Origin of the sequence: Lentisalinibacter orientalis, from assembly GCF_040706535.1 — a bacterium.
GTDB classification, from domain to species: Bacteria; Pseudomonadota; Gammaproteobacteria; order Steroidobacterales; family Woeseiaceae; genus Lentisalinibacter; species Lentisalinibacter orientalis.
On the sequence record NZ_JAPDRJ010000001.1, the window covers coordinates 2,226,015 to 2,246,735 of the forward strand.

Sequence of the window (20,721 nt, forward strand, 5' to 3'; positions counted from 1 at the left end):
GTGAAGATCAGTATTTTCGGGATGGGATACGTTGGCGCGGTATCTTTCGGATGCCTTGCCCGTGATGGTCACGAGGTAATCGGAGTCGATATCGATCCTCACAAGCTGGAGCTGCTCGATTCCGGCCAGACCCCTATCATCGAGGCCGGTATGGAGGAGTTGATTCGCGATGCGGCAACCAGTGGCCGTACGTCGGTTACCACCGATGCGGCCGAAGCAATCGCCAAGAGCGAGCTTTCGTTCGTGTGCGTCGGAACGCCGTCCACACGGACTGGAGGGCACGACCTGACGGCGCTGCGCAATGTCGCGCAGTCTATTGGGAAAGCGCTTGGAGAAAAGAGCGCCAAGCACACGGTCGTTATTCGTTCGACTGTAGCGCCCGGCACCACGGAAGACGTTGTCATTCCCATTCTGGAAGACGAATCGGGAAAGAAATGCGGTGAGGATTTCGAAGTCTGCTTCCAGCCCGAATTCCTCCGCGAAGGATCCTCGATCCGCGACTACGACAAACCGCCATTTACGGTGGCAGGGGGCGAGTCCGAGCGTTCGGTGGCGCCTGTGCGTTTGTTGTTCGAGCATCTGCCGTCTCCCTTTGTGCCGACCACGATACGCACGGCCGAGATGCTCAAGTTCTGCTGCAATGTGTTTCATGCCCTCAAGATCGATTTTGCCAACGAAGTCGGGCGGGTCTGCGACGGGCTGGATGTGGACGCACGTGCAGTGATGGAGTTGCTGTGCATGGATACGCAACTCAATATCTCGACGGCTTATCTGAAGCCAGGACTGCCTTTCGGCGGGTCCTGTCTGCCAAAAGATGTTCGGGCGATGGTCGCGATGGCCCAGGAAACCGGCACGAATATTCCCGTGATCTCGGCGATCATGCCGAGTAACGCGGTGCATGTGAATTTCATCCTCAACAAGATACTGGAGAGGGAGGAAAAGACGGTGGCTATCCTTGGTCTCAGTTTCAAGGACGGCACCGATGATCTGCGAGAGAGTCCGCTGGTAGAGCTGGTGGAGCGCCTTATCGGCAAGGGGTTCGACGTCAGAATCTACGATCGCGAGGTCAACCTCGCTCGTCTCGTAGGGGCGAACAAACGCTTTATAAACGAGACGATTCCACACGTATCCAGTCTCATGCAAGAGTCGCTTGGGAAAGCACTCAACGCGAGTCCAACCGTGATCGTTGGTCAGTTCGACGAGGCGGATGAGGGACGCTTCTATGAATCCCTGCGAGCTGAGCAGCATGTCATTGATCTGACAGGGCGAGTTGACCGAGCCAAGGTGCCCGGGGGCTACGAAGGGGCAACCTGGTAAGAAAGCCAGCCGACAATGAACAGGTACCTGTTAATCAGCCTGGCATGCGCTGTCCTTTCGGGGGCGATTCTGCTCATGATGGCGACCCCGTCGTCAGAAGCGGTGCGCTTGCGCAATTCGCTGATTTTCGAGGTGGTGACAGAATCCGATCTGCGCTGGGAACCGGGTCAGGCGCCCAGCGATTTCAGGTACGAGCCGGGCAAACCGCCAGATAGCTTCGTTCGTTTCGTATCTCTGTTGCCCCGCGATGTGGGTAGTAACCTAACCGGATGGGAATTCGCTCGTGCCGTAGGCCAACGACTCACGGAAGGAGGAGTGCGAGGCGGGGCCATCCAGGGCAGCACGGAGCAGGCCCTGGACAGAATTCTCGCTGATGGCGCGGGATACTGTGCAGACTATACGCAAGTCGTAAATGGACTCGCGCACGCCGCGAACGTCCCCGTACGGGAGTGGGGCATGTCATTCGACGGATTCGGTGGTAATGGACATGCGTTCAACGAGATCTATGACCCTGCGTTGGCCAAGTGGGTCTTCGTGGATGTTTTCTATGGTTTTTTTGTCCTCGACAAGGAGACAGAGGAGCCATTGTCCGCCCTGGAGTTTCAGGATCGCCTCCTCGAAGGGGATGTTGCATCGACAGTCCGTCTGATGGCCATCCTGGAATCCGGGATTCGGTTTCGTTCAGACGAGCAGGCTCTCGACTATTATCGCCGTGGAATGCACCAGTTCTATTTATGGAACGGGAACAACGTCTTCCAGTTCGATCGCGCACCGCTGGTTCGTGCTGGTGCGGTGCTTTCGCGCTCGCTGGAGCAGATTCTGGGCATCGTCAACGGTGTACAGCCTTCCATCAAGATTCCGCAGATGGCGGGGAATAAGGAATATCTGCAGGAGTTGCATTCAACGCGCAATTCGCTCCTCGCCGTTCTGACCGTATTCGTTGCCAGCAGCGCGGCAACACTGTTTCTGATAATCCAGATGCTCCGCCGACGTTATTGGATCGGCCGATCCGGTGCCGGGCGTTCCGTCGAGTCGCGCGGGTAGAGACGATGAAGGTTCTCCACATCCTGGATCATTCGTTGCCTATCCATAGCGGCTATGCGTTCCGGACCGCCGAGATCATCAAGAGTCAGCGGGCCATGGGCTGGCATGTAGTAGCTCTTACCGGTCCTAAACACAATCTGTATGCCGAGAGTCCGATTGAGGGCGATGGAGAGGATTATGTGCGCGCCCCGTTTACAGGGGTTTTTCGCAGAGCACCGGGACCGCTGAAGCAGTTGGGAGTTGTCACTGCGTTGAGGAAAGCCGTTTTCCGACTCTGCGAGGAAACGAGTTTCGACGTACTTCACGCTCATTCTCCATCATTGAATGGCATCGCAGCACTCTCTGTCGGCCGAAAGCTCAGGATTCCGGTTGTCTATGAAATGCGCGCCTCTTGGGAAGATGCGGCGGTGGATCATGGCACCAGTGCTTACGGGGGTATGCGATACCAATTGACGCGGGCGTCCGAGACCCAGGTGCTCAGGCGAGCAGATGCGGTCGTGACAATCTGCGACGGGTTGAGAGACGAGATCTGCAGCCGTGGTATCGCGGCCGAAAAGGTGACGGTCGTCCCGAACGCGGTTGACACCACGGCGTTCCGCCCGACGGATGAGAGGGACGCCGAACTAAAGCGACGGTTTGATGCAGCAGGGCGGGTAGTCATTACGTTCTGCGGCTCATTCTACAGTTACGAAGGTCTCAGCCTTCTGGTGGACGCGGTAGGAGCACTGGCGAGTTCAAAGCCGGAGATCTTGCTACTGCTTGCCGGCGGCGGCGAGCAGGAGAGGCAGCTGGCGGATGAGATTCGAAGCAGGGATTTGTCCGGACACATTCGAATGCTCGGCAGGGTGCCGCAGTCCACGGTCAACGAACTCTACATGGTCGCGGATGCCTGCGTCTTTCCCCGCCACAAGAATCGACTCACTGACATGGTAACGCCTTTGAAGCCCCTGGAAGCGATGGCATCTGGCGGGGTCGTGGTTGCTTCTTCCGTGGGTGGGCATCGCGAGCTTGTGACCGATGGTGAGACGGGTTTTCTCTTCGAAGCGGATGATGTCGATTCACTCGTCCGTGTTCTAGACCGAACGCTGGATATGGCACCTAATCTCGATGTGCGTAAAGCGGGGCGGGATTTTGTCGTTTTAAACAGGACCTGGAAGTCCACTTGCGCAGGGTATCTCGATACCTATCGTCGCGCTACGACCGGTTGAACCATGCGCGACATCCTGATACTGGCAATTGTCTTCTTTGGTGCGGCGGCAGCCCTCAGAAGGCCGTGGATCGGAGTGATGTTATGGACATGGATTTCCATAATGAACCCCCACCGATTCGCCTGGGGCATAGCGTTTAGCGCACCTGTCGCCGCCGTCGCGGCTGGAGCAACTTTGACAGGGCTTCTCTTCACCAAAGATAAAGCATCGCCGTTCAAGGGGGCGCCTGTCTGGTGGTTAGCTGCGTTTACGATCTGGATTACGATCAGTTGGTTGGCGGGCATCGACGTCGCTGGCGATTACGTCCAGTGGAATAAGGTCATGAAGATCTACCTGATGACCTTCGTCGCACTCGCTCTCCTGCATTCTCGATATCACATCATGGCGTTTGCCTGGGTTACCGTGGGGTCATTGGCCTTACTGGGCATCAAAGGTGGGGTCTTTACGATCATGACGGGTGGGAATTCGAGAGTGTGGGGCCCGCCCGGTGGCTTTATCGAGGGGAATAACGAGTTTGCATTGGCAATCATCGTTGCGGTTCCCATGATGTACTTCCTGTATTCCGTACACAAGAACCAGTGGATTCGCCTGGGGCTTATCTTGTCCATGCTGCTCTGTGTGATATCGGCGCTAGGGACTCACTCTAGGGGAGCGCTGCTTGCCGCAATAGCTATGGGCGCCGTGCTGTGGTGGCGTTCTCATCGAAAAGCGCTTGTCGCCATACTGATGCTTTTCTTGGTAGCCGCCTATGTGCCGACTCTGCCAGATCACTGGTGGGATCGTATGGAGACGATAAAGACCTATGAGGAGGATGGCTCCGCGATGGGTCGAATCAATGCCTGGCACGTCGCGTGGGAAACCGCGAAAAGATATCCGGCCGGAGGGGGAATGTCCTACCAACATGCCGAACTCTTCAATGAATTCGGTGTCTACGAGACGGTGATCCGCGCCGCGCACAGCATCTATTTCCAGGTGCTCGGTAATCACGGGTTTGTGGGACTCTTGCTCTATCTAGGGCTTTGGATATCGACCTACCGTCTGGCGGGTAGGCTGCGTACTGAAGGGAAGGGACAAGCCGAAACCGAATGGGTCTATCACCTCGGCTCGATGGTGCAAGCGAGTCTCGTTGCATTCGCGGTGGGCGGCGCTTTCCTTTCACTGTCGTATTTCGACCTGCCGTACAACCTGATGGTAATGGTCGTCTGTGCACATCAATGGCTTCTCAAACAGAGAGCCGCGGCGCCCGATAGTAGCGAAACCTTGAACGGCACTCGTCGAGAGTCTCGGAGATCTCTTCGAGCAAAAGAATCGGAAGCGTATTGAATGCTCATGTTTGCGGTGACTGGCTGTGTATGGGGCGCGGGATGAATTCGCATGACGACTGAAGGGGATGCGTTTCGGCGCTCATTTGTGGCGATGCGTGGTATTTCCTTTCCTTTCCGGTTCTACTTGATAGCTGCGTTGATTGCAGCGGTTATTGGCTTGCATGCGGCCTCATTCACTTCCATGGTGGATAGCTGGGTTTCGAATACCACTTACAATCATGGCTTTGCGATTCCGCTTATAGCAGCCTTCTTCGCCTGGCAACGACGTGAGGAAGCCCTTAAGACCCAGGCGCATATCTGGTGGCCCGCGCTGACGGTGGTGGGCGGCCTTTCGGTTGTCTGGGCCGTCAGCATGCTGATCAATGTGCAGGTTGTCGCACAGGTCGCCAGTGTCTTGATGATCAGTGCGATCGTGCTGACGATGGCCGGCATTCGCCAGGCATTTTTGTTCGGACTGCCCCTACTTTATCTGGTCTTCATGGTGCCGTTCGGGCAGGGCATCGTGCCGCTGCTGATGGAGTGGACGGCAGATTTCACGGTACTGGCGCTGCACGTGACGGGAATTCCCGTTATGCGTGACGGTTTGTATTTCAGTACTTCGACGGGAAACTTCGAGGTTGCGGAGGCTTGCAGCGGCGTGCGTTACCTGTTGGCATCCGTGGCGGCGGGTGTGGCGTTTGCCTTCCTGACCTACAATGGCTGGAAGAAGCGAACGCTGTTTATCCTGGCCGCGATTACCGTACCAATCGTTGCAAACGGGCTGCGAGCATTCGGTATCGTAGTCATCGCGCACTATAGCGATATGAAGCTGGCGACAGGAATAGATCATTTCATCTACGGCTGGTTCTTCTTCGGTGTCATCATCTTCCTGCTGTTCCTGGTCGGTGCGCGTTTTGCGGATCGTGAATCCGACACCGCGTTGGCCAGGCAGACGGTGACCGAGACTACGACAACCGACAAGCAGGCGACCCTCGCAATGGGTGCGGCGGCGACCCTATTCGTCATACTTCTGGGACCGGCGTTAGTGGGCTATCGGACGCACACAGCACCAGAGCCGGCACCAGCGATACCCGCGGCAAGAAGTTTGGGAGATGCGTGGAGTGGGCCAAGCATTTCGAAATCCCCCTGGCAGCTTGCGTATAAAGGGGCAGATACGGTGGTCGTGGCGTCTTACGGGCATGACGATCACCGGATCGAGATCCGGATCGCCGCATACGGTGGCCAGGAGCAAGGCGCTGAACTGGTCAACGCGGTAAATCGCTTGGCAGGCGACGGTTGGCGAACGTCTAACCAAGGCACGGTCGAGACTGGCTCGGACTCGATTCCGCGGGCACGCGTCGTCCGGATTGCCCAGGGATCTTTGGAATACGTGGTCTGGTACTGGTACCAGCAGGGAACGGAGACTACCACCAGCGATTACGAAGCTAAATGGCGAGAGGTACAGGCAATTCTCTCGCCGAGTCCTGCGATGCTGGTCGCAATCGGCGCAGAGGGTTCGAACGATACAGCGCAGGAGCGCTTGTCCGTCTTTCTGCAACTTGCAGGTGGAGCGCTGCGGGAATGTGCGGCGGCTGAAGACGCAGTGGCTCATTGCGTGAATCCGCCACAAGACGGCCGCGTCGGGGACTAGAGAAGCCCGTGTCCGAGACGATCCGCATCGCTCACATTATCTACCGCCTTGACACGGGGGGCATGGAGAATGGGTTGGTCAACCTAGTTAACCGATTGCCTGAGGAGCAATTCTCCCATTCGATATTCTGCCTTACTCACGCTACCGATTTTCGTCGTCGGATTTCTCGCGATGATGTCGAGGTTGTTGAGTTTCACAAGCCGGCGGGCAAGCATCCGGTCACCTATTGGCGGGTGTATCGTGAATTGCGACGGGTGCGGCCGGATATCGTGCACACGCGAAATCTGGGCACGCTGGATATGGCCTGGGTGGCCCGGTTCGCAGGCTGCCGGATAAGAATTCATGGAGAGCACGGCTGGTCTGCCGATGATCCCAATGGTACCTCGCCGAAATATCGTCGGCTGCGGCGATTCTGCGACCACGCCCTGCATGGCTATGTGGCGGTTTCCCATGACATTCGTCGCTGGCTGCTGGATGTGATCGGTATCGCAGACGCCAGGGTGACCACCATACATAATGGTGTTGACTTGGCACGCTTCAAGAGTCCCGCGACGCAGGCGCGAGAAAGCTCGACGTCGGAAAAGCCGATTGTCTTCGGTACCGTTGGGCGTCAGGAGCCAATCAAAGGACTCGATGTCTTTATGGCGGCAATCCGGGATCTGGTTGAAGTGCAGACGAAGTGGCGCGGTCGAATCCGTGTCATCATGGCTGGAGATGGTCCTGGTCACAGCGAATGCCTGCGGCTCCGTGACCAGTATGGACTGCGGGATATTGTGGAGCTGCCGGGTAATGTAGCGGACGTGCCGGAATTAATGAGCAGATTTGATTTTTTTGTACAGCCGTCTCTGAACGAGGGCATCTCGAATACCGTACTTGAGGCGATGGCCAGTGGGCTGCCTGTTGTTGCAACCGCTGTCGGGGGCAACCCGGAGTTGATTACCGACGCGCGGGAAGGGCGGCTCGTGCCTGCGAACGATCGCCAGCGGCTGCGCATCGCCATCGAGGGATATCTCGCCGATGCGGCGGCCCGGCGTCAGCATGGCTACGCGGCGCGTGCAAGGGCTGAGCAATGCTTCTCTATTGATGCGATGGTGGACAGGTACGCTCATCTCTACCGCGAGGCAGTATCGGCGTCGCACCGGCGGGCGGCCTGAGGCGAATCTATGTGTGGAATAACCGGCATCTTCGATCTCGACACTCGAAGGAACATTAACCGCGCCCTGCTCGAAGACATGAATCGTTCACAGGCTCACCGGGGTCCGGACGGCGAAGGCTACCACCTCGAGCCGGGCGTGGGTCTCGGTCATCGCCGACTCTCTATCATCGATATCGAAGGCGGACATCAGCCGCTGTTCAACGAAGATGGCAGCGTGGCGGTCACCTACAACGGCGAGATCTACAACTTCCGCGAGGTGCGCCAGGAACTCGAGGCGAAAGGCCACGTATTCAAGACGCGCTGCGATACCGAGATTATTGTTCATGGCTGGGAGGAGTGGGGCGAGGCCTGCGTCGAGCGGTTCAACGGCATGTTCGCCTTCGGCGTATGGGACCGTAACCGGGACTGCGTCTTCCTGGCGAGGGACCGCATCGGTATCAAGCCGCTCTACTACGCCGTCACCGAAGATCGATACCTGGTCTTTGCCACTGAACTCAAGGCCCTGATGCTGCATCCGGGGCTGAAACGCGAGCTCCGTCCCGAGGCCATCGAGGACTATTTCGCCTTCGGTTACGTGCCCGACCCCAAGACCATTTTCAAGAGCGCACACAAGCTCCCGCCGGGCCATACGCTCAGGGTCGGCCGCAACGGATCGCTGCCGGCGCCGCGGTGCTACTGGGATCTCTCGTTCCAGACCGGAGAGCCGATGGATCCGGCAAGGCTGGACGAGGAACTGATCAACCGCCTGAGCGCGAGCGTCGATCGGCGGCTCGTCGCCGAGGTGCCGCTGGGCGCGTTTCTCTCCGGCGGCGTCGATTCCAGCGCCATCGTGGCGATGATGGCTCGGTTGAATGACGACCCCGTCAACACCTGCTCGATCTCCTTCGGTGATCCTGAGTACAACGAGAGCCGGTTCGCGGAGCAGGTGGCTGAGCGCTACCACACGCGGCATCGCGTACGGCAGGTGGAGCCGTCCGATTATTCGCTGATCGACGCCCTGCCGCGACTCTATGACGAGCCCTTCGCGGACAGCTCCGCGATACCCACTTACCGGGTGTGCGAGCTGGCGCGGGAGTCCGTCACCGTGGCTCTGTCCGGTGACGGCGGAGACGAGAACTTCCTCGGCTACCGCCGCTATCGGTGGCACGCCTACGAGGAACGCATCAGGCGGCTGATGCCGCAGGCGCTCCGCGGGCCGCTGTTCGGTGCCCTCGGGAGTCTCTACCCCAAGATGGACTGGGCACCGAGATTCCTGCGGGCCAAGGCCACGCTGCAGGAGCTTGCACGCGATAGTCTCGAGGCCTATTTCTCCAGCGTCTCGATCTTCCCGTCAGCGCTGCGGCGCCAGCTCTTTTCCGGTGAATTCAAGTCGCAGATCGATGGTTACGAAGCGTTCGAGGTCTATCGGGATCATGCGAGCCGAGCCCGCGTGGAAGACGGTATGCAGCTGGTCCAGTACATGGACTTCAAGACGTACTTGCCCGGCGACATCCTCACTAAGGTGGACCGGGCCAGCATGGCCCACAGCCTGGAGGTTCGGGTCCCTATCCTCGAGCATCATTTCGTGGAATGGGCGGCGACGGTACCGACGGGCGAGAAGCTGGCGGGCGCCGACGGCAAGCACTGCTTCAAGCGGGCGTTGAAGCCCTATCTTCCTCACGACGTCATGTACAGGGACAAGATGGGTTTTGCGGTGCCCATTGTGGGGTGGTTCAGGAACGAATTGCGGGACCGGCTGCGGGATACTATCTGCGGCGATCGGCTGCAATCCAGCGGCATTTTTGATGCATCATTACTTGATCGATTGGTCGAAGATCATCAGTCGGGAAAGGGTAACTACGCACCGGTCCTGTGGGCATTGGCCATGTTTGACGGCTTTCTGGCAGGCGAGTAGCCGCCCGAAAAGTGCGGATTCTCACCTACACAACGCTATTTCCGAACAGGGAGATGCCGAGTCTCGGTATCTTCGTGGCCGAGAGGCTCCGTCACTTGATAATGTCTGATGCAGTGTCAGCAACCGTCGTTGCACCTGTACCTTGGTTTCCATTCAAGGGCAGTCGCTTTGGCGCCTACGGGGCTTGGGCCCGGATCCCTCACGAGGAGTCCTTCGAGGGAAATAGGGTTATTCATCCTCGGTATCCATTGATTCCTAAGGTAGGCATGACTGCTGCGCCCCTTTTGCTGGCGAGCGCAAGCTATCGTGCCATCCGGAGCATATTTGGCGATCTGGATGGTTTTGATCTGATTGACGCACACTACTTCTATCCCGACGGTGTAGCGGCGGTGATGCTTGGCCGCTGGTTTCGGAAGCCTGTCGTCATAACTGGTCGCGGAACGGATTTGAATTTGATTCCTCGTTACCACTTAGCGCGTCGACAGATTCAGTGGGCGATGCGCAACGCCAGAGGTTTGGTTACGGTTAGTGAAGCGCTAAGAGGACGACTCATTGAACTCGGGGCATCTCCGGATAAGGTAAAGACACTGCGCAATGGAGTAGACTTGCAGAAATTCCGACCGCTGCCTCGAGATCAAATTCGTCGTGATCTTGGGATCGAACATCCGACTTTGCTATCTGTTGGGCACTTAATTGAACGCAAGGGTCACCATATCGCCATAGAAAGCCTAACGCACCTGCCGAAATTTCAATTGATTATTGTCGGAAGTGGTCCAATGGAGGAGGAGCTCAAAAACCAGGCAATCCGTATGAACGTTGTCGATAGAATACGATTTGTCGGTGCAGTGAATCACTCGGAACTCTTGCGATATTACAATGCGGCGGACTGTCTGGTGTTGTGCTCCAGTCGAGAAGGCATGGCCAATGTCTTGCTTGAGAGTATTGCGTGCGGAACTCCGGTCGCGGCTACTGCGATCTGGGGTACGCCGGAGGTGATAGGATCCCCGGACGCCGGGGTGTTGATGGAGGACAGGTCCGCACAGTCGCTAGCGAAAGCGGTCCACCGGTTATTCGAGAGTTATCCGGGATGGCAGCGGACACGGAGGTGGGCGGAGAAATTTGATTGGGGGGCGACCACTGAAGGTCAATTATCGCTTTTCGAAGCTTGTCTTGCGGATCGGTGATTAGAATCTTCTTAAGGTCTCACGTGATGTTTGCTTGCGAAGTGACCCACGCTACTGTAAGTCGGATTGCTCGGGCGGCTTCGGCAGGCTGAGAAAAGGTGTGATCCGCATTGGGAAGGCGCTCCAATTGAATTGTCTTCATGAGTCGGGACCAGCGAGGCTCAGTGGTGATTAGGCTCTCGAACTCCTGAGCTACAAAGTCCTTACCGCTCAGAAGAATTGCCGTAGGTAAAGAGCGACTTGTCAACCAGCGGTAAAGTCGCTGAGGCAAAGACTCGTTGTCGATCGCTTGCGTCGAAAGCGCGTCGCGGGCTCGCGTTCTGCGGACCATGTCGAGCAGACCACGTAGCGCGAATCGCGTTCTGACTTCGCCGGAAACGAGTTTTCGCCAGAATGCACCGGAAGTGAGCCTCTGAAGATAATAGTGCTTAAGGTAGACTTTGGCCTCTGCGTGGTCCGTGTGTACCCATGGATTAAGAAAAACAAGACCCGCTATCCTGCTATCTTCTGCTGCATAACAGGCGGCTGCCGTAGCGCCGTCGCACAAGCCCCAGAGAATGATGCGGTTTAGGTTATCGGACTGTTGCAACAGAGTATCCACGGCAGCCCGGATGTCGTCATTGATCGAAAGAAAGTCTCGAGAGTCTCCGGTCGAGTCACCCATCCCACGATAATCGAAACGAAGACACGGAATACCTGCTTCGGCCAGCGCGCGTGAAAGTAATACGAAGTGACGATGACTACCGACCCGGTACTGAGGGCCGCCAACTACGACGATGACTCCGGTTGGGCAGGACGACTGTTCGGGCGCCGTGAGGACGCCGACCAGTGAGTCGCCCTGGCAGTCGAATACTAGTGCCTTTTCGGTATAGTTCATCCGGCTAACCTACGGGCTTCGGTTACGCTCGCATCGATCGCTGCGGGTACTGTCTCGATCTCGGTCGTCTGCCAGAAAGGCGCACCTGGCACTACAAAACCGGCTGTATCGACGCCGGCCTCTCGCCATTTTTGCACGATCATTTCTGTCGCTGGCGAAAGGCTCGGCCGCTCGGCGCCGGAAATCTCGAGGAGGGAGACTCTCGCCCTGTACTCATCTGGAAGAGTGATCCGGACGTCCGACATCGGATTGACCAACGCCGGGTTTAAAGTATAGCCGGCGACCGTTACAGCGATTCCACTGGCGAACGTTTCCCACAGTTGGGAGACCACACCTTTGGTCTGCCTGGCGTCCATCATCTCCGCCGCAGCGCGCAGGCGCAGGAATTGGGTGAGATGCCTTTGGCCATTCCCCACCGGCTGCCAGAGCAGCAACGGCAGGGATTCCCCGGTCTCCTGTAGCCACGCGGAGGCGAGCAGAGCACCGGCGCGCAACCCCCAGAGGAGGAGGGGGGCCTCGGTCTGCCGGCGCAGCCATTGCACCCAGAAGTCGAGGTCGTCCAGCCAGCCCTGCCAGGTGGCATCGGCGAATTCTCCGTCACTGTCCCCGCAGCCGGTGAGGTCAAAACGCAGGACCAGCCAGCCGTCTCTGGCAAGCGCGGCGGCCGTCAGTGCGGCCATGCGTCGGGACTTATTCATCTCCTCCGCGAAGGGTGGCACGAACAGCACACTGCCCCGAGGTGTGTCGGCAGGTCGGTTGACCACCGCGAACTGCCGGCCGTTTCCGGTATCGGCAAAGAATGGTTCGGGAGTCGTGCCAGGTCGAGCGGTCACGCGTCGGCGAGCTTCGTCTCTACGAAGCGGGTCAGCGAGCCGACGGTTTCGAAGACCTCGGCATCCAGTTCGTCGTCGTCCACCGTGAGGTCGAAGCGCTCTTCGATCGAGGTGATAACGGTCATCACGGCCATGGAATCGAATTCCGGCAGCGAGCCGAGGAGCGGCGTATCGCCCGTGAACTTCGCGGCCCGCCCCTGCAGGCTAAGGGTCTCGTCCAGTATGGCCAGTACTTCGCCTTCGGTATTCAACGGTCGTCTCCTCTGTGAGCCACTCGGCTGTTCAAACTGTGCGCAGGCTGCTTGGCCAGTCTAGAAAATCTGTGATAATCCGCCGTGTTGGATGTCACAGTCCGCGTATTGAACTACTATCCGGCCATCCCACGCCGCATCAGGAGTCTCTCGTGCCACGCGTCCTCATGGTCGCCTACCACTTTCCACCGGCCTCCGGGACCAGCGGCGTCCAGCGGGCGCTGCGCTTCGCATCCTATCTGCCTGATTTCGGCTGGGAGCCAATCGTACTGACCGCGACCCCCGGCGTCTACGAGCACCACAACCCGGACCTTCTGAGCGAGGTACCTCGCCGAATACCGGTGATCCGGGCACCGGCGCTGGACACCAAGCGGCACCTGGCGATAGGTGGGCGTTATCCGGGCTTCCTGGCCCGCCCCGACCGCTGGCAATCCTGGTGGCTCGGGGCAGTCCCGGCAGGGTTGCGCGCCATCCGCCGCTACAAACCCTCGGTGATCTGGTCCACTTATCCTATTGCCACCGCGCATCGCATCGGCTGCACGCTCGCGAGGCTCAGCGGCCTGCCGCTGGTGGCGGATTTCCGCGACCCGATGGCACAGGAGGGCTATCCCGCAGATCCGGCGACGTGGCGGAGCTTCAAGCGTATCGAATCCCGCACGATCGCATGTGCCGCCCGGTCGGTCTTTACCACGCCGGGTGCCCGGGCGCTCTATGGACAACGATACCCTGCATATGCCGGCAGGCTGGAGGTGATCGAGAACGGCTACGACGAAGGGGCGTTCGAAGCCGCCGCACCAGCGGCCATGCCCCTGAATCACGGCCGTGTGACCCTTCTGCACAGCGGTGTCGTCTATGCTTCCGAGCGGGACCCGACCGCTCTGTTCGCGGCCCTTGCGAAGTTGAAGGACGCGCATCCGGCCGTTTTCGAGCGGATAATGATCAGATTCAGAGCTTCCATGGCCGATGAGCTGCTGACCTCGCTCGCGCAGCGGTATGATGTTTCGACCGCGATCGAGTTGTTGCCGTCCCTGTCGTATCGCGACGCGCTGGGCGAGATGCAGGCGGCCGATGGGCTGCTCATACTGCAAGCCGCGAACTGCAACCAGCAGATTCCAGCGAAGATTTACGAGTATCTTCGCGCCCGTCGTCCGTTGTTGGTCCTGAGCGACCCGGCAGGTGATACGGTGGGAGTTGCTCGCAACGCGGGGGTTGATAAAGTGGCGCCTTTGGATGATGCGGAAGCGATTACAGGTCTTCTGGCCGAATTTGTTTCTACCGATGACAGGCCGCTACCACTGGACGAAGCCGTGCGCCTGGCTTCCCGTTATGCGCGAACGCAAGAGTTCGCCCGACTGCTGGATTCGATAGTGTTGGTCTGACTGATGTACAGGTGACCAGTCAGTCTCGCCGCGTCAGGTTCAGAGCAAGCCGCGCGACGAATCTGTGGCGGCTTCGATCCCAGGGTGTGAAACGGCGAAGTTGATACAGGTCGTCGCCTGCACGCGAGGCGCCCGGTGCGGTTGATACTGCGGCCCGGAAGCCGAGTTCCTTTACCAGACGTGTCTGTTCCGGCAGATAGTCTTTACCAGGCTTGCCGTTCGGGTACGCAAAGAGCGTCACTTTCTCGCCCGTAAGTTCTTGCAGGTGGTCACGACTGTCGCCGATCTGGCGCTTGGCCTCAGCCGGGTCACAGAGGCTCAGGATGGGATGATCGACGGTATGGGCTCCTATCGTCATTCCGGCATCCTGCAATTGACGCACCTGGCCATCACTCATCATCAGGTCGTCGGGCAGACGGGACCTCGACACTCCTGCAACTACCGCCGCGATTTCGTCGCGCTCCCGAATGCTGCGATATTTGATCAGACTGATTAGGCGCTCAATCGTTTGTCGCTTCTCGGCGGTGCACCCCGTGGGGAGCACGCCAGCCCCAATATTATCCAGTTGAAGCTCCGCCTCGCTCGTTCCACGGATGGCCTCGATGATCGTGTCATTCCACATTCTGCCGCCATTGAGATAGCCGGTGGCCACAAAAAACGTGGCTGGCACGTCGTGACTATCGAGGATAGGTAGTGCGTTCGTCGCATTGTCGGCGTAGCCGTCGTCAAAAGTGATACAAGCAGAGCGTGCCGGTAGCGACTGACGTTCAAGGCGTTCAACGGCTTCTGCGAGAGGGAGCACGTGAAACCACTGGGTGACCCACGACAAAATCTCATCGAAACGGCCCACGTCGACCTCACCGGGGAAAAGAGGATCTGGTGCCGGCAATACCCGGTGAAATATCAGGATGGTGAGCCGGGGAGAACCGGACATCGCAGAGCCCAGCGCCAGGAAGTATCGAATGAAAGGGTCAGTCCACATAGGAAGGGGTACTGGTGTTCTTTCTGCGGCCTTTGGGTACTACGTTCACGCGCTGTTTCTCTTGGAACTTATCAGCGCGTCGATGATGCCTGATGAAACGCGAGGCCGCTAGCTGTCGCGCGCAAACAACAAGTAGGGTACCGTGGAATCCATGTCCATGACGCTGCACCGCCGTCATGCTGGTGGGCGTGAACCGGTTCTCGGGTGATCCGACTGCCGTGTGCCATACTTGCCCGCTTCGCATCGAGATCCGAAGGAGAATCGAAGCATGCAGGCACGTTTGGCGGGCGCTATCGGCGCCGGCGGCACATCGCTCTTGACTAATCGACTTGCTGACACTGGCACGTTGGAAGAGAGGGCGGCCGGCTGCGTGTTCGCGGCATCCGATGCGCGGGTAGTCCGCAGCAACTCCGCGCTGTGCCTCATTCTCGGTTCCCCCAAGTTAAAGGGGCTGCGCGCCGCCGACCTGTCGGGGGACGCGGTCGAAATTGACTGCTGGCAGACGGCCTTGCTCGGCCCGACGGCGCAACTTGACGAGCATCTCGGCGGCCATTTTGCGATTGTTTACGTGGAACTGGAAGCGCGCCGGGTTGTGCTTGTCAGTGACCGGTTCAGTAGCTATTCGTTGTACTACCGGCCGTTCCATGACGGATTCGCGTTCGCCGACCGTGCTACGGTTTTGTTCGACGACCGGCCCTCGATTTCCCTCCAAGCGCTGTTCGACTATCTTTATTTTCATTGTCTACCGGGCCCCGACACTGTCCACGATAGCCTGATGCGCTTAGAGCCGGGAACAATAGTGCGATGGGATCAGGGCAAGCTGACCCAAAAGACGTATTGGTCACGGAAGGCCAAAGGTCCGGTCTATACTCGCTTCGACGAAGCGAAACACGACTTCCATCGTCTCCTGCGAGAAGCGGTTGCCGAAGAAGTCGAGCCCGGAACCACTGGCGCCTTTCTCTCCGGGGGCACGGACAGTTCCACCGTCGTTGGGTTGCTTGCAGAGCAATCCGATCAACCGGTGAAATCGTATTCCATCGGTTTCGATGTCGAGGGCTATGACGAGGCGAGCTACGCCAAGCTGGCAGCCGAACGATATGGCACCGACCACCAAAGCTACTACGTGACACCGGATGATCTTGTCGCCAATATCCCCAACGTGGCTGCCAACCTCGACCAGCCATTCGGGAATTCCTCATTACTGCCCGCAATGATCTGTGCCGATCGGGCCCGGGAGGACGGCATTACGAAACTTTTGGCTGGTGATGGCGGCGATGAATTGTTTGGGGGCAATACCCGCTACGCTAAACAGAAGGTATTCGAATGGTATGGCGCCATACCTGGGCCATTGCGCAGAGGTGGCATAGAGAGGCTAACCGGTCCCGACTTCTGTGCCGTTATTCCGCTGCTGAAAAAACTCAAGAGCTACGTGGAGCAGGCCAATATCCCAATGCCTGATCGCTTGGAGACGTACAATCTTCTGGAGCGTGAAGGAACGGCTGCGATTCTGCCTGAGGCCTGGTTGAGGGCGGTAGACTCCAGCCATCCGCACTTCCGCCAGCGGGAGGTATGGACCGATCTCGCGGCGGATAATTTCTTGGATCGTATGCTGGAATTCGATTGGAAGTTTACGCTCGCCGACAACGATCTTCGCAAGGTGCGGTACGCGGCAAACATGGCCCGCATCCATGTAGGCTTTCCGCTGCTCTCCGATGATCTGCTCGAATTCTCCCTGCGTCTGGAGCCAGACTGGAAGGTGAAAGGCCTAAAGTTGCGTTGGTTCTTCAAGAGGGCTCTGAGCGACTTTCTGCCACGGGAAATCATTCAAAAGAAAAAGCATGGCTTCGGCCTTCCGTTTGGCACCTGGGCACTGGAGCACGAGAATCTCCGACGAATGACTCGCGATGCTATCCGGAATCTTGTCGACCGCGGCTTGGTGCGTGAATCCTATGCGAATCTCCTGATGGAAGAGCGACTCCCGGCATATCCCTCCTACTACGGCGAATTGGTCTGGGTATTGATGATGCTTGAGCTCTGGCTGCAAGCTCACAGTCCTGGCTGGCGTATTTATGCGTGAGCTGTCCTCGGCGCTCTCTTACGGAACAAGGAGGCGTTAGCGATATGGGTGCATTCACGCTAATCGCCGGTCGTCCGACGCCCGAACGGGAGAGGCTTGAGGGGCGACAGAGCGCAGCGATGAGGAGTCAGGGTTACGTGGCACCCGAGCGACTCGACTTTGACGACGGGGTCTTGTTTGTCTATCCGAAGCAAGTATCACAGACGACGAGCATCCGGAGTTTCGGTGCCGGAGAATTCATCGCTGTCTGCGGCACTTTTTTCTATAGAGCCAGTACCGGAGCTGAGGGGTTGACACAGATCTTCAGGGACTTCTCCGTTTCAGATAGCGCCGAGAAAAATTTCGATCCTTTGCCGGCGCCACTTTACGGTACATATATCTGTATCGTTCGAAAGAACGGCCGCCTCTACATCTTTTCTGATCGGCTCGGCCTCTATAAAGCTTATATTTCAGATACGTCGGTCATATCCAGTTCTTTCCTGGCCACGGTGGCGTGCACGACCTCCTTGCGTCCGAACGCCCAGGCAATTTTTGAATATGTATTCCAGGGTGCGACTTACGGTGACGAGACGGTCATTGAGAATGTCCGTTTATTGAATCCTGATCGTGGCCTTATGATTTCTCAGGGCAGAGTCGATCAGGGTCGTCGTCCGCCGCTCGCGCCACCCGTCATTGAGAGATTGTCGTTGGATGATCACGTCGATCGAGTTGGCCATGTGCTTGATCGTGTTTTCGATGACTGCGTTGAGGCGTTCAGGGGTCGCGTCGACACGGCACTTTCTGGTGGCTATGACTCGCGGCTCATTCTTGCGCATTTACTGGCACGTGATGTAAGACCGAATGTCCATGTGTACGGGATGGAGCAGGACACCGACGTAAGGGTAGCTAAACAAATTGCACGGGCGGAAGGGTTCCACCTGGCTCATATTGACAAGAGCCAATATCAATCAGCAAGAGGTAGAGATGAATTGGCGGAGATCGTCGACAGAAATTTCCATGCGTTTGATGGTATTCCGGCCGACGGGATTTTCGATGCCGGTGCAGATCTGGCGACTCGGCGGGAACGGGCGGGGAAAGGCGTAATTGCGCTGAATGGCGGTGGGGGTGAGATCTTTAGAAATTTCTTTTATCTGCCTGACTTCCCTTTTTCTGCGGGTCAACTTGTCTGGACATTTTACAGCCAGTTCGATCCACGCGCATTCGGGGCAGGTTACCAACCCAGTGAGTATCAGCAGCGAATGCGCGAAAAGATCGAGGCAGTGCTCGGCATTTCGGGCCGTCGCCTGACGCGAGGCGAAGTGGAACGTGTTTACCCGGCTTTTCGTTGTCGTTATTGGATGGGGCGGAATAGCTCGATCAACAACAAGCTGGGCCTCATGCATACGCCGCTGGTGGAGCCCGCGCTTGTTGAGGTAGCGGGCACGGTCCCCGTCGGTCAAAAAAACGGAGGGAGACTGGCGGCGCGCCTGATAAGAAGGGTCAGCAAGAGGTTGGCAAATTACGACTCGGCTTACGGGTATTCGTTCGGCGAGGACCCGCCTTTCTCAGCCGTTTTACAAGAGAAGATGACACTGTATCGACCACCGATTGTCAGGCAATGGACGTTCCGCGTGAAGAGTGCGCTCAGAAGAAATGACTTCGACCAACGAAGAGCGACCGCCGCTCGGTTCGACTTTCTTTTTCCTGGCGGCTTGTCTTCGGTGGCACAATTTCTTCGAACAGAGTATGTGGTGGAACCAGCCCAGTTCAATCGGATGAGGACACTTGAGTATTTCTTTCAGCGCCTGGGCGGCTCCTGAGAGATTGGCGTACGAAGCATGATCGACGGCGGCGATCGGTCGCTGAGCGATAGATGAACGAACGGTCGCTGCGAAAACAAGGTGAGTTGCACTGCGAACAAGCGAAAATAGTAAGCGCCACCGATAATTTTCCCGCCGAGTCGCAAGTGAGCTCTGAGCGATTCCGGGGCGAACGCGGAGATTCTGCTGATCGACCACCGGACGTCTTCCTTTCGGAGAAAGTCTAGCGTGTCGTGCCAGATCTTCAGGAAGGCTGCGGTGTTTCGAAAAGAGGGTGCGATATACATGTCGTAATCCCACACTGACCGCCAATCGGACGAAATGTCGTATCGGGAGCGGACTTCGTCCTCGAGATAGACCCCTCTCTTTATCCAGATGAAGCCTGCGAAAGTTCCGTTCTTGCGGGTAACGAGACAGGTTGATCCGTCACTTAATCGCGATCGCAGCTTTTCTTTTGGCCGTGGCACGGCAAGACTGGCGATCTCGGATGAGGAGAGCACAGTGGTGGTCATGTTGGATGCCAGGCGTCGAGGTAGCGGAATCGGCGTTTCTGTTGCAAGCGCAACAAATTGGTAATGCTGAATAAAGACCCGTGGCCCGAAGATACGCTCGAGAATTCGATTACATAGATAGAGCAGGCCGTGGGAGTAGCCGAATCTTTTCACTGTCGACCGCAGCATGGCGATGCCCCCGATGGTGACTTACTCGTCGTCAGCGTTTGACGGCCACTGACCTGCCTCGATCAGTTTTCTGCGCAAGCCGGGAAGGGGGAAACCAAGTTCGTAAGCCCGGACAGCATGATCTTGTGCGGATTGGACGCCACCATAGCGGAAGTAGAGGGAATCGAGATTGTAGTGAAATTTGGTAGGTTCCGGTGGCAGATCTAGCGCGACCTGAAAGCTCGTCTCCGATTGGTCGAAGCGCCCAGTCCTGAACAAGTGGTTTCCGTATGGCATCAGGGTGGTCGGATCACCCGGAGCCATTCCCTTGGCTTGCTCAAAGTGGCGCGACAAAGAGTATTCGACTTCTAGCAGCTTCTCTGTCTGATGCAGACGATGAACGCGGGCTATGGCATCCGGCGCAGGGTGCTGGTTAGCAAACGGTCGGCAAGTATAGGCGATGTCGCTGCTAGGATTATCGCTGGTCATTCCATACTTGAGACGAAAGACCTCATTGTTGAAATGAAACTGCATGGCCACTCGTAGTTTGTCTCGTGGGTGTGCGGAATTCGTGCAATCAAATTGGTTGGGAGCATTGTCTAAGGAGCCGCATTCGACAAGTCGGTTGTTCGCCTCCGCCGAGGAACTAACTGTCAGTACGGAAAAGAGCCACATCGACAGAATGACTGCAATGGTTGTTGCATTCCTACGGCGCTCGCTTAAGTGCTCATCTTGGTGCCGAAGACATTCTTTCATAAGGGTAATCTTACCTTAGCGGCTGTGCGTAGAGGAACAAATTGAATCAGGGCGGCCTGAATGGTCAGTCCACGGTAATAGGCACCGGTAAACCGCAAATTACAAGAGATCGTAAGCGTAACCGGCCGGCTGGCGGGACTCAGTGGTTCGGCTATCTGGTCCCGGATGAAGGGGCGCAGCGACGCGGAACTAAGAAGCCGATCGAAGGCGCTGGCCGAGCGGGAGTGTAAGAATTTCTGTGTGTGAACCGGTGTCACTTTCTTCTTAAGCCGCGATTCTGAATCGTTCTCCGAACTGAATCGCGAACTGAGCTCTCGCAGCATGCCACTCCTTGGGCGGTCGTTTCCACT

17 protein-coding genes are annotated in these 20,721 nt (G+C 57.5%); 11 read left to right on the forward strand and 6 right to left on the reverse strand.

The features are described 5' to 3' along the window. From ACJMK0_RS09825 to ACJMK0_RS09860, 8 genes are all read left to right on the forward strand, one after another. Positions 1 to 1,317, forward strand: coding sequence for a nucleotide sugar dehydrogenase (locus tag ACJMK0_RS09825; protein ID WP_405237817.1), 1,317 nt, complete (start codon positions 1 to 3; stop codon positions 1,315 to 1,317). Between the two features lie 15 nt (positions 1,318 to 1,332). Then, entirely contained in the window at positions 1,333 to 2,361 is a 1,029-nt protein-coding gene (locus ACJMK0_RS09830) for a transglutaminase domain-containing protein (protein ID WP_405237819.1), read from the forward strand. A gap of 5 nt (positions 2,362 to 2,366) precedes the next feature. Then, positions 2,367 to 3,569, forward strand: coding sequence for a TIGR04063 family PEP-CTERM/XrtA system glycosyltransferase (locus tag ACJMK0_RS09835; protein ID WP_405237821.1), 1,203 nt, complete (start codon positions 2,367 to 2,369; stop codon positions 3,567 to 3,569). Positions 3,570 to 3,572: 3 nt separating this feature from the next. Next, positions 3,573 to 4,892, forward strand: a complete 1,320-nt coding sequence (locus ACJMK0_RS09840; protein WP_405237823.1) for a putative O-glycosylation ligase, exosortase A system-associated — start codon at positions 3,573 to 3,575, stop codon at positions 4,890 to 4,892. 51 nt (positions 4,893 to 4,943) lie between these two features. Then, positions 4,944 to 6,524 carry an exosortase A gene (gene xrtA / locus ACJMK0_RS09845; RefSeq protein ID WP_405237825.1) on the forward strand — a complete coding sequence of 527 codons (1,581 nt, stop codon included), beginning with the start codon at positions 4,944 to 4,946 and terminating at the stop codon, positions 6,522 to 6,524. Positions 6,525 to 6,532: 8 nt separating this feature from the next. Next, positions 6,533 to 7,678 carry a TIGR03088 family PEP-CTERM/XrtA system glycosyltransferase gene (locus ACJMK0_RS09850; protein ID WP_405237827.1) on the forward strand — a complete coding sequence of 382 codons (1,146 nt, stop codon included), beginning with the start codon at positions 6,533 to 6,535 and terminating at the stop codon, positions 7,676 to 7,678. Between the two features lie 9 nt (positions 7,679 to 7,687). Then, positions 7,688 to 9,574 (forward strand): XrtA/PEP-CTERM system amidotransferase, encoded by a 1,887-nt coding sequence (locus ACJMK0_RS09855; RefSeq protein WP_405237829.1) that lies wholly within the window; start codon positions 7,688 to 7,690, stop codon positions 9,572 to 9,574. Positions 9,575 to 9,675: 101 nt separating this feature from the next. After that, positions 9,676 to 10,758: a glycosyltransferase gene (locus tag ACJMK0_RS09860; protein WP_405237830.1), complete on the forward strand. Its 1,083-nt coding sequence runs from the start codon at positions 9,676 to 9,678 to the stop codon at positions 10,756 to 10,758. Between the two features lie 19 nt (positions 10,759 to 10,777). On the opposite strand, the gene ACJMK0_RS09865 is transcribed toward ACJMK0_RS09860, so the two are convergent. Genes ACJMK0_RS09865 through ACJMK0_RS09875 form a run of 3 tightly spaced genes read right to left on the reverse strand, consistent with a single transcriptional unit; the run spans position 10,778 to position 12,719 of the window. Further along, positions 10,778 to 11,635, reverse strand: a complete 858-nt coding sequence (locus ACJMK0_RS09865) for a hydrolase 1, exosortase A system-associated (protein WP_405237832.1) — start codon at positions 11,633 to 11,635, stop codon at positions 10,778 to 10,780. Next, positions 11,632 to 12,468 (reverse strand): hydrolase 2, exosortase A system-associated, encoded by an 837-nt coding sequence (locus ACJMK0_RS09870; RefSeq protein WP_405237834.1) that lies wholly within the window; start codon positions 12,466 to 12,468, stop codon positions 11,632 to 11,634. The genes ACJMK0_RS09865 and ACJMK0_RS09870 overlap by 4 nt, the downstream gene beginning before the upstream one ends. Further along, positions 12,465 to 12,719, reverse strand: coding sequence for an acyl carrier protein (locus ACJMK0_RS09875; protein ID WP_405237836.1), 255 nt, complete (start codon positions 12,717 to 12,719; stop codon positions 12,465 to 12,467). The genes ACJMK0_RS09870 and ACJMK0_RS09875 overlap by 4 nt, the downstream gene beginning before the upstream one ends. Positions 12,720 to 12,871: 152 nt before the next feature. Here ACJMK0_RS09875 and ACJMK0_RS09880 point away from each other — a divergent pair, with 152 nt between their 5' ends. Further along, complete coding sequence (locus tag ACJMK0_RS09880) at positions 12,872 to 14,098, forward strand: glycosyltransferase (RefSeq protein ID WP_405237838.1); 1,227 nt, start codon at positions 12,872 to 12,874, stop codon at positions 14,096 to 14,098. A gap of 19 nt (positions 14,099 to 14,117) precedes the next feature. Here ACJMK0_RS09880 and ACJMK0_RS09885 read toward each other — a convergent pair whose 3' ends face one another. Then, positions 14,118 to 15,080 carry a polysaccharide deacetylase family protein gene (locus ACJMK0_RS09885; RefSeq protein WP_405237840.1) on the reverse strand — a complete coding sequence of 321 codons (963 nt, stop codon included), beginning with the start codon at positions 15,078 to 15,080 and terminating at the stop codon, positions 14,118 to 14,120. Between the two features lie 268 nt (positions 15,081 to 15,348). On the opposite strand from ACJMK0_RS09885, the gene ACJMK0_RS09890 reads away from it, so the two are divergent. After that, complete coding sequence (locus ACJMK0_RS09890; RefSeq protein WP_405237842.1) at positions 15,349 to 17,157, forward strand: asparagine synthetase B family protein; 1,809 nt, start codon at positions 15,349 to 15,351, stop codon at positions 17,155 to 17,157. Positions 17,158 to 17,201: 44 nt separating this feature from the next. Continuing rightward, positions 17,202 to 18,956 carry an asparagine synthetase B family protein gene (locus ACJMK0_RS09895; RefSeq protein ID WP_405237844.1) on the forward strand — a complete coding sequence of 585 codons (1,755 nt, stop codon included), beginning with the start codon at positions 17,202 to 17,204 and terminating at the stop codon, positions 18,954 to 18,956. Here ACJMK0_RS09895 and ACJMK0_RS09900 read toward each other — a convergent pair. Together ACJMK0_RS09900 and ACJMK0_RS09905 are read right to left on the reverse strand one after the other, a co-directional pair. Beyond that, complete coding sequence (locus ACJMK0_RS09900; protein WP_405237846.1) at positions 18,935 to 19,636, reverse strand: hypothetical protein; 702 nt, start codon at positions 19,634 to 19,636, stop codon at positions 18,935 to 18,937. The two genes, ACJMK0_RS09895 and ACJMK0_RS09900, sit on opposite strands and share 22 nt — an antisense overlap. 21 nt (positions 19,637 to 19,657) lie before the next feature. Next, on the reverse strand, positions 19,658 to 20,149 hold the full coding sequence (locus tag ACJMK0_RS09905; RefSeq protein ID WP_405237848.1) for a hypothetical protein: 492 nt from the start codon (positions 20,147 to 20,149) through the stop codon (positions 19,658 to 19,660). Between the last annotated feature and the right edge of the window lie 572 nt (positions 20,150 to 20,721).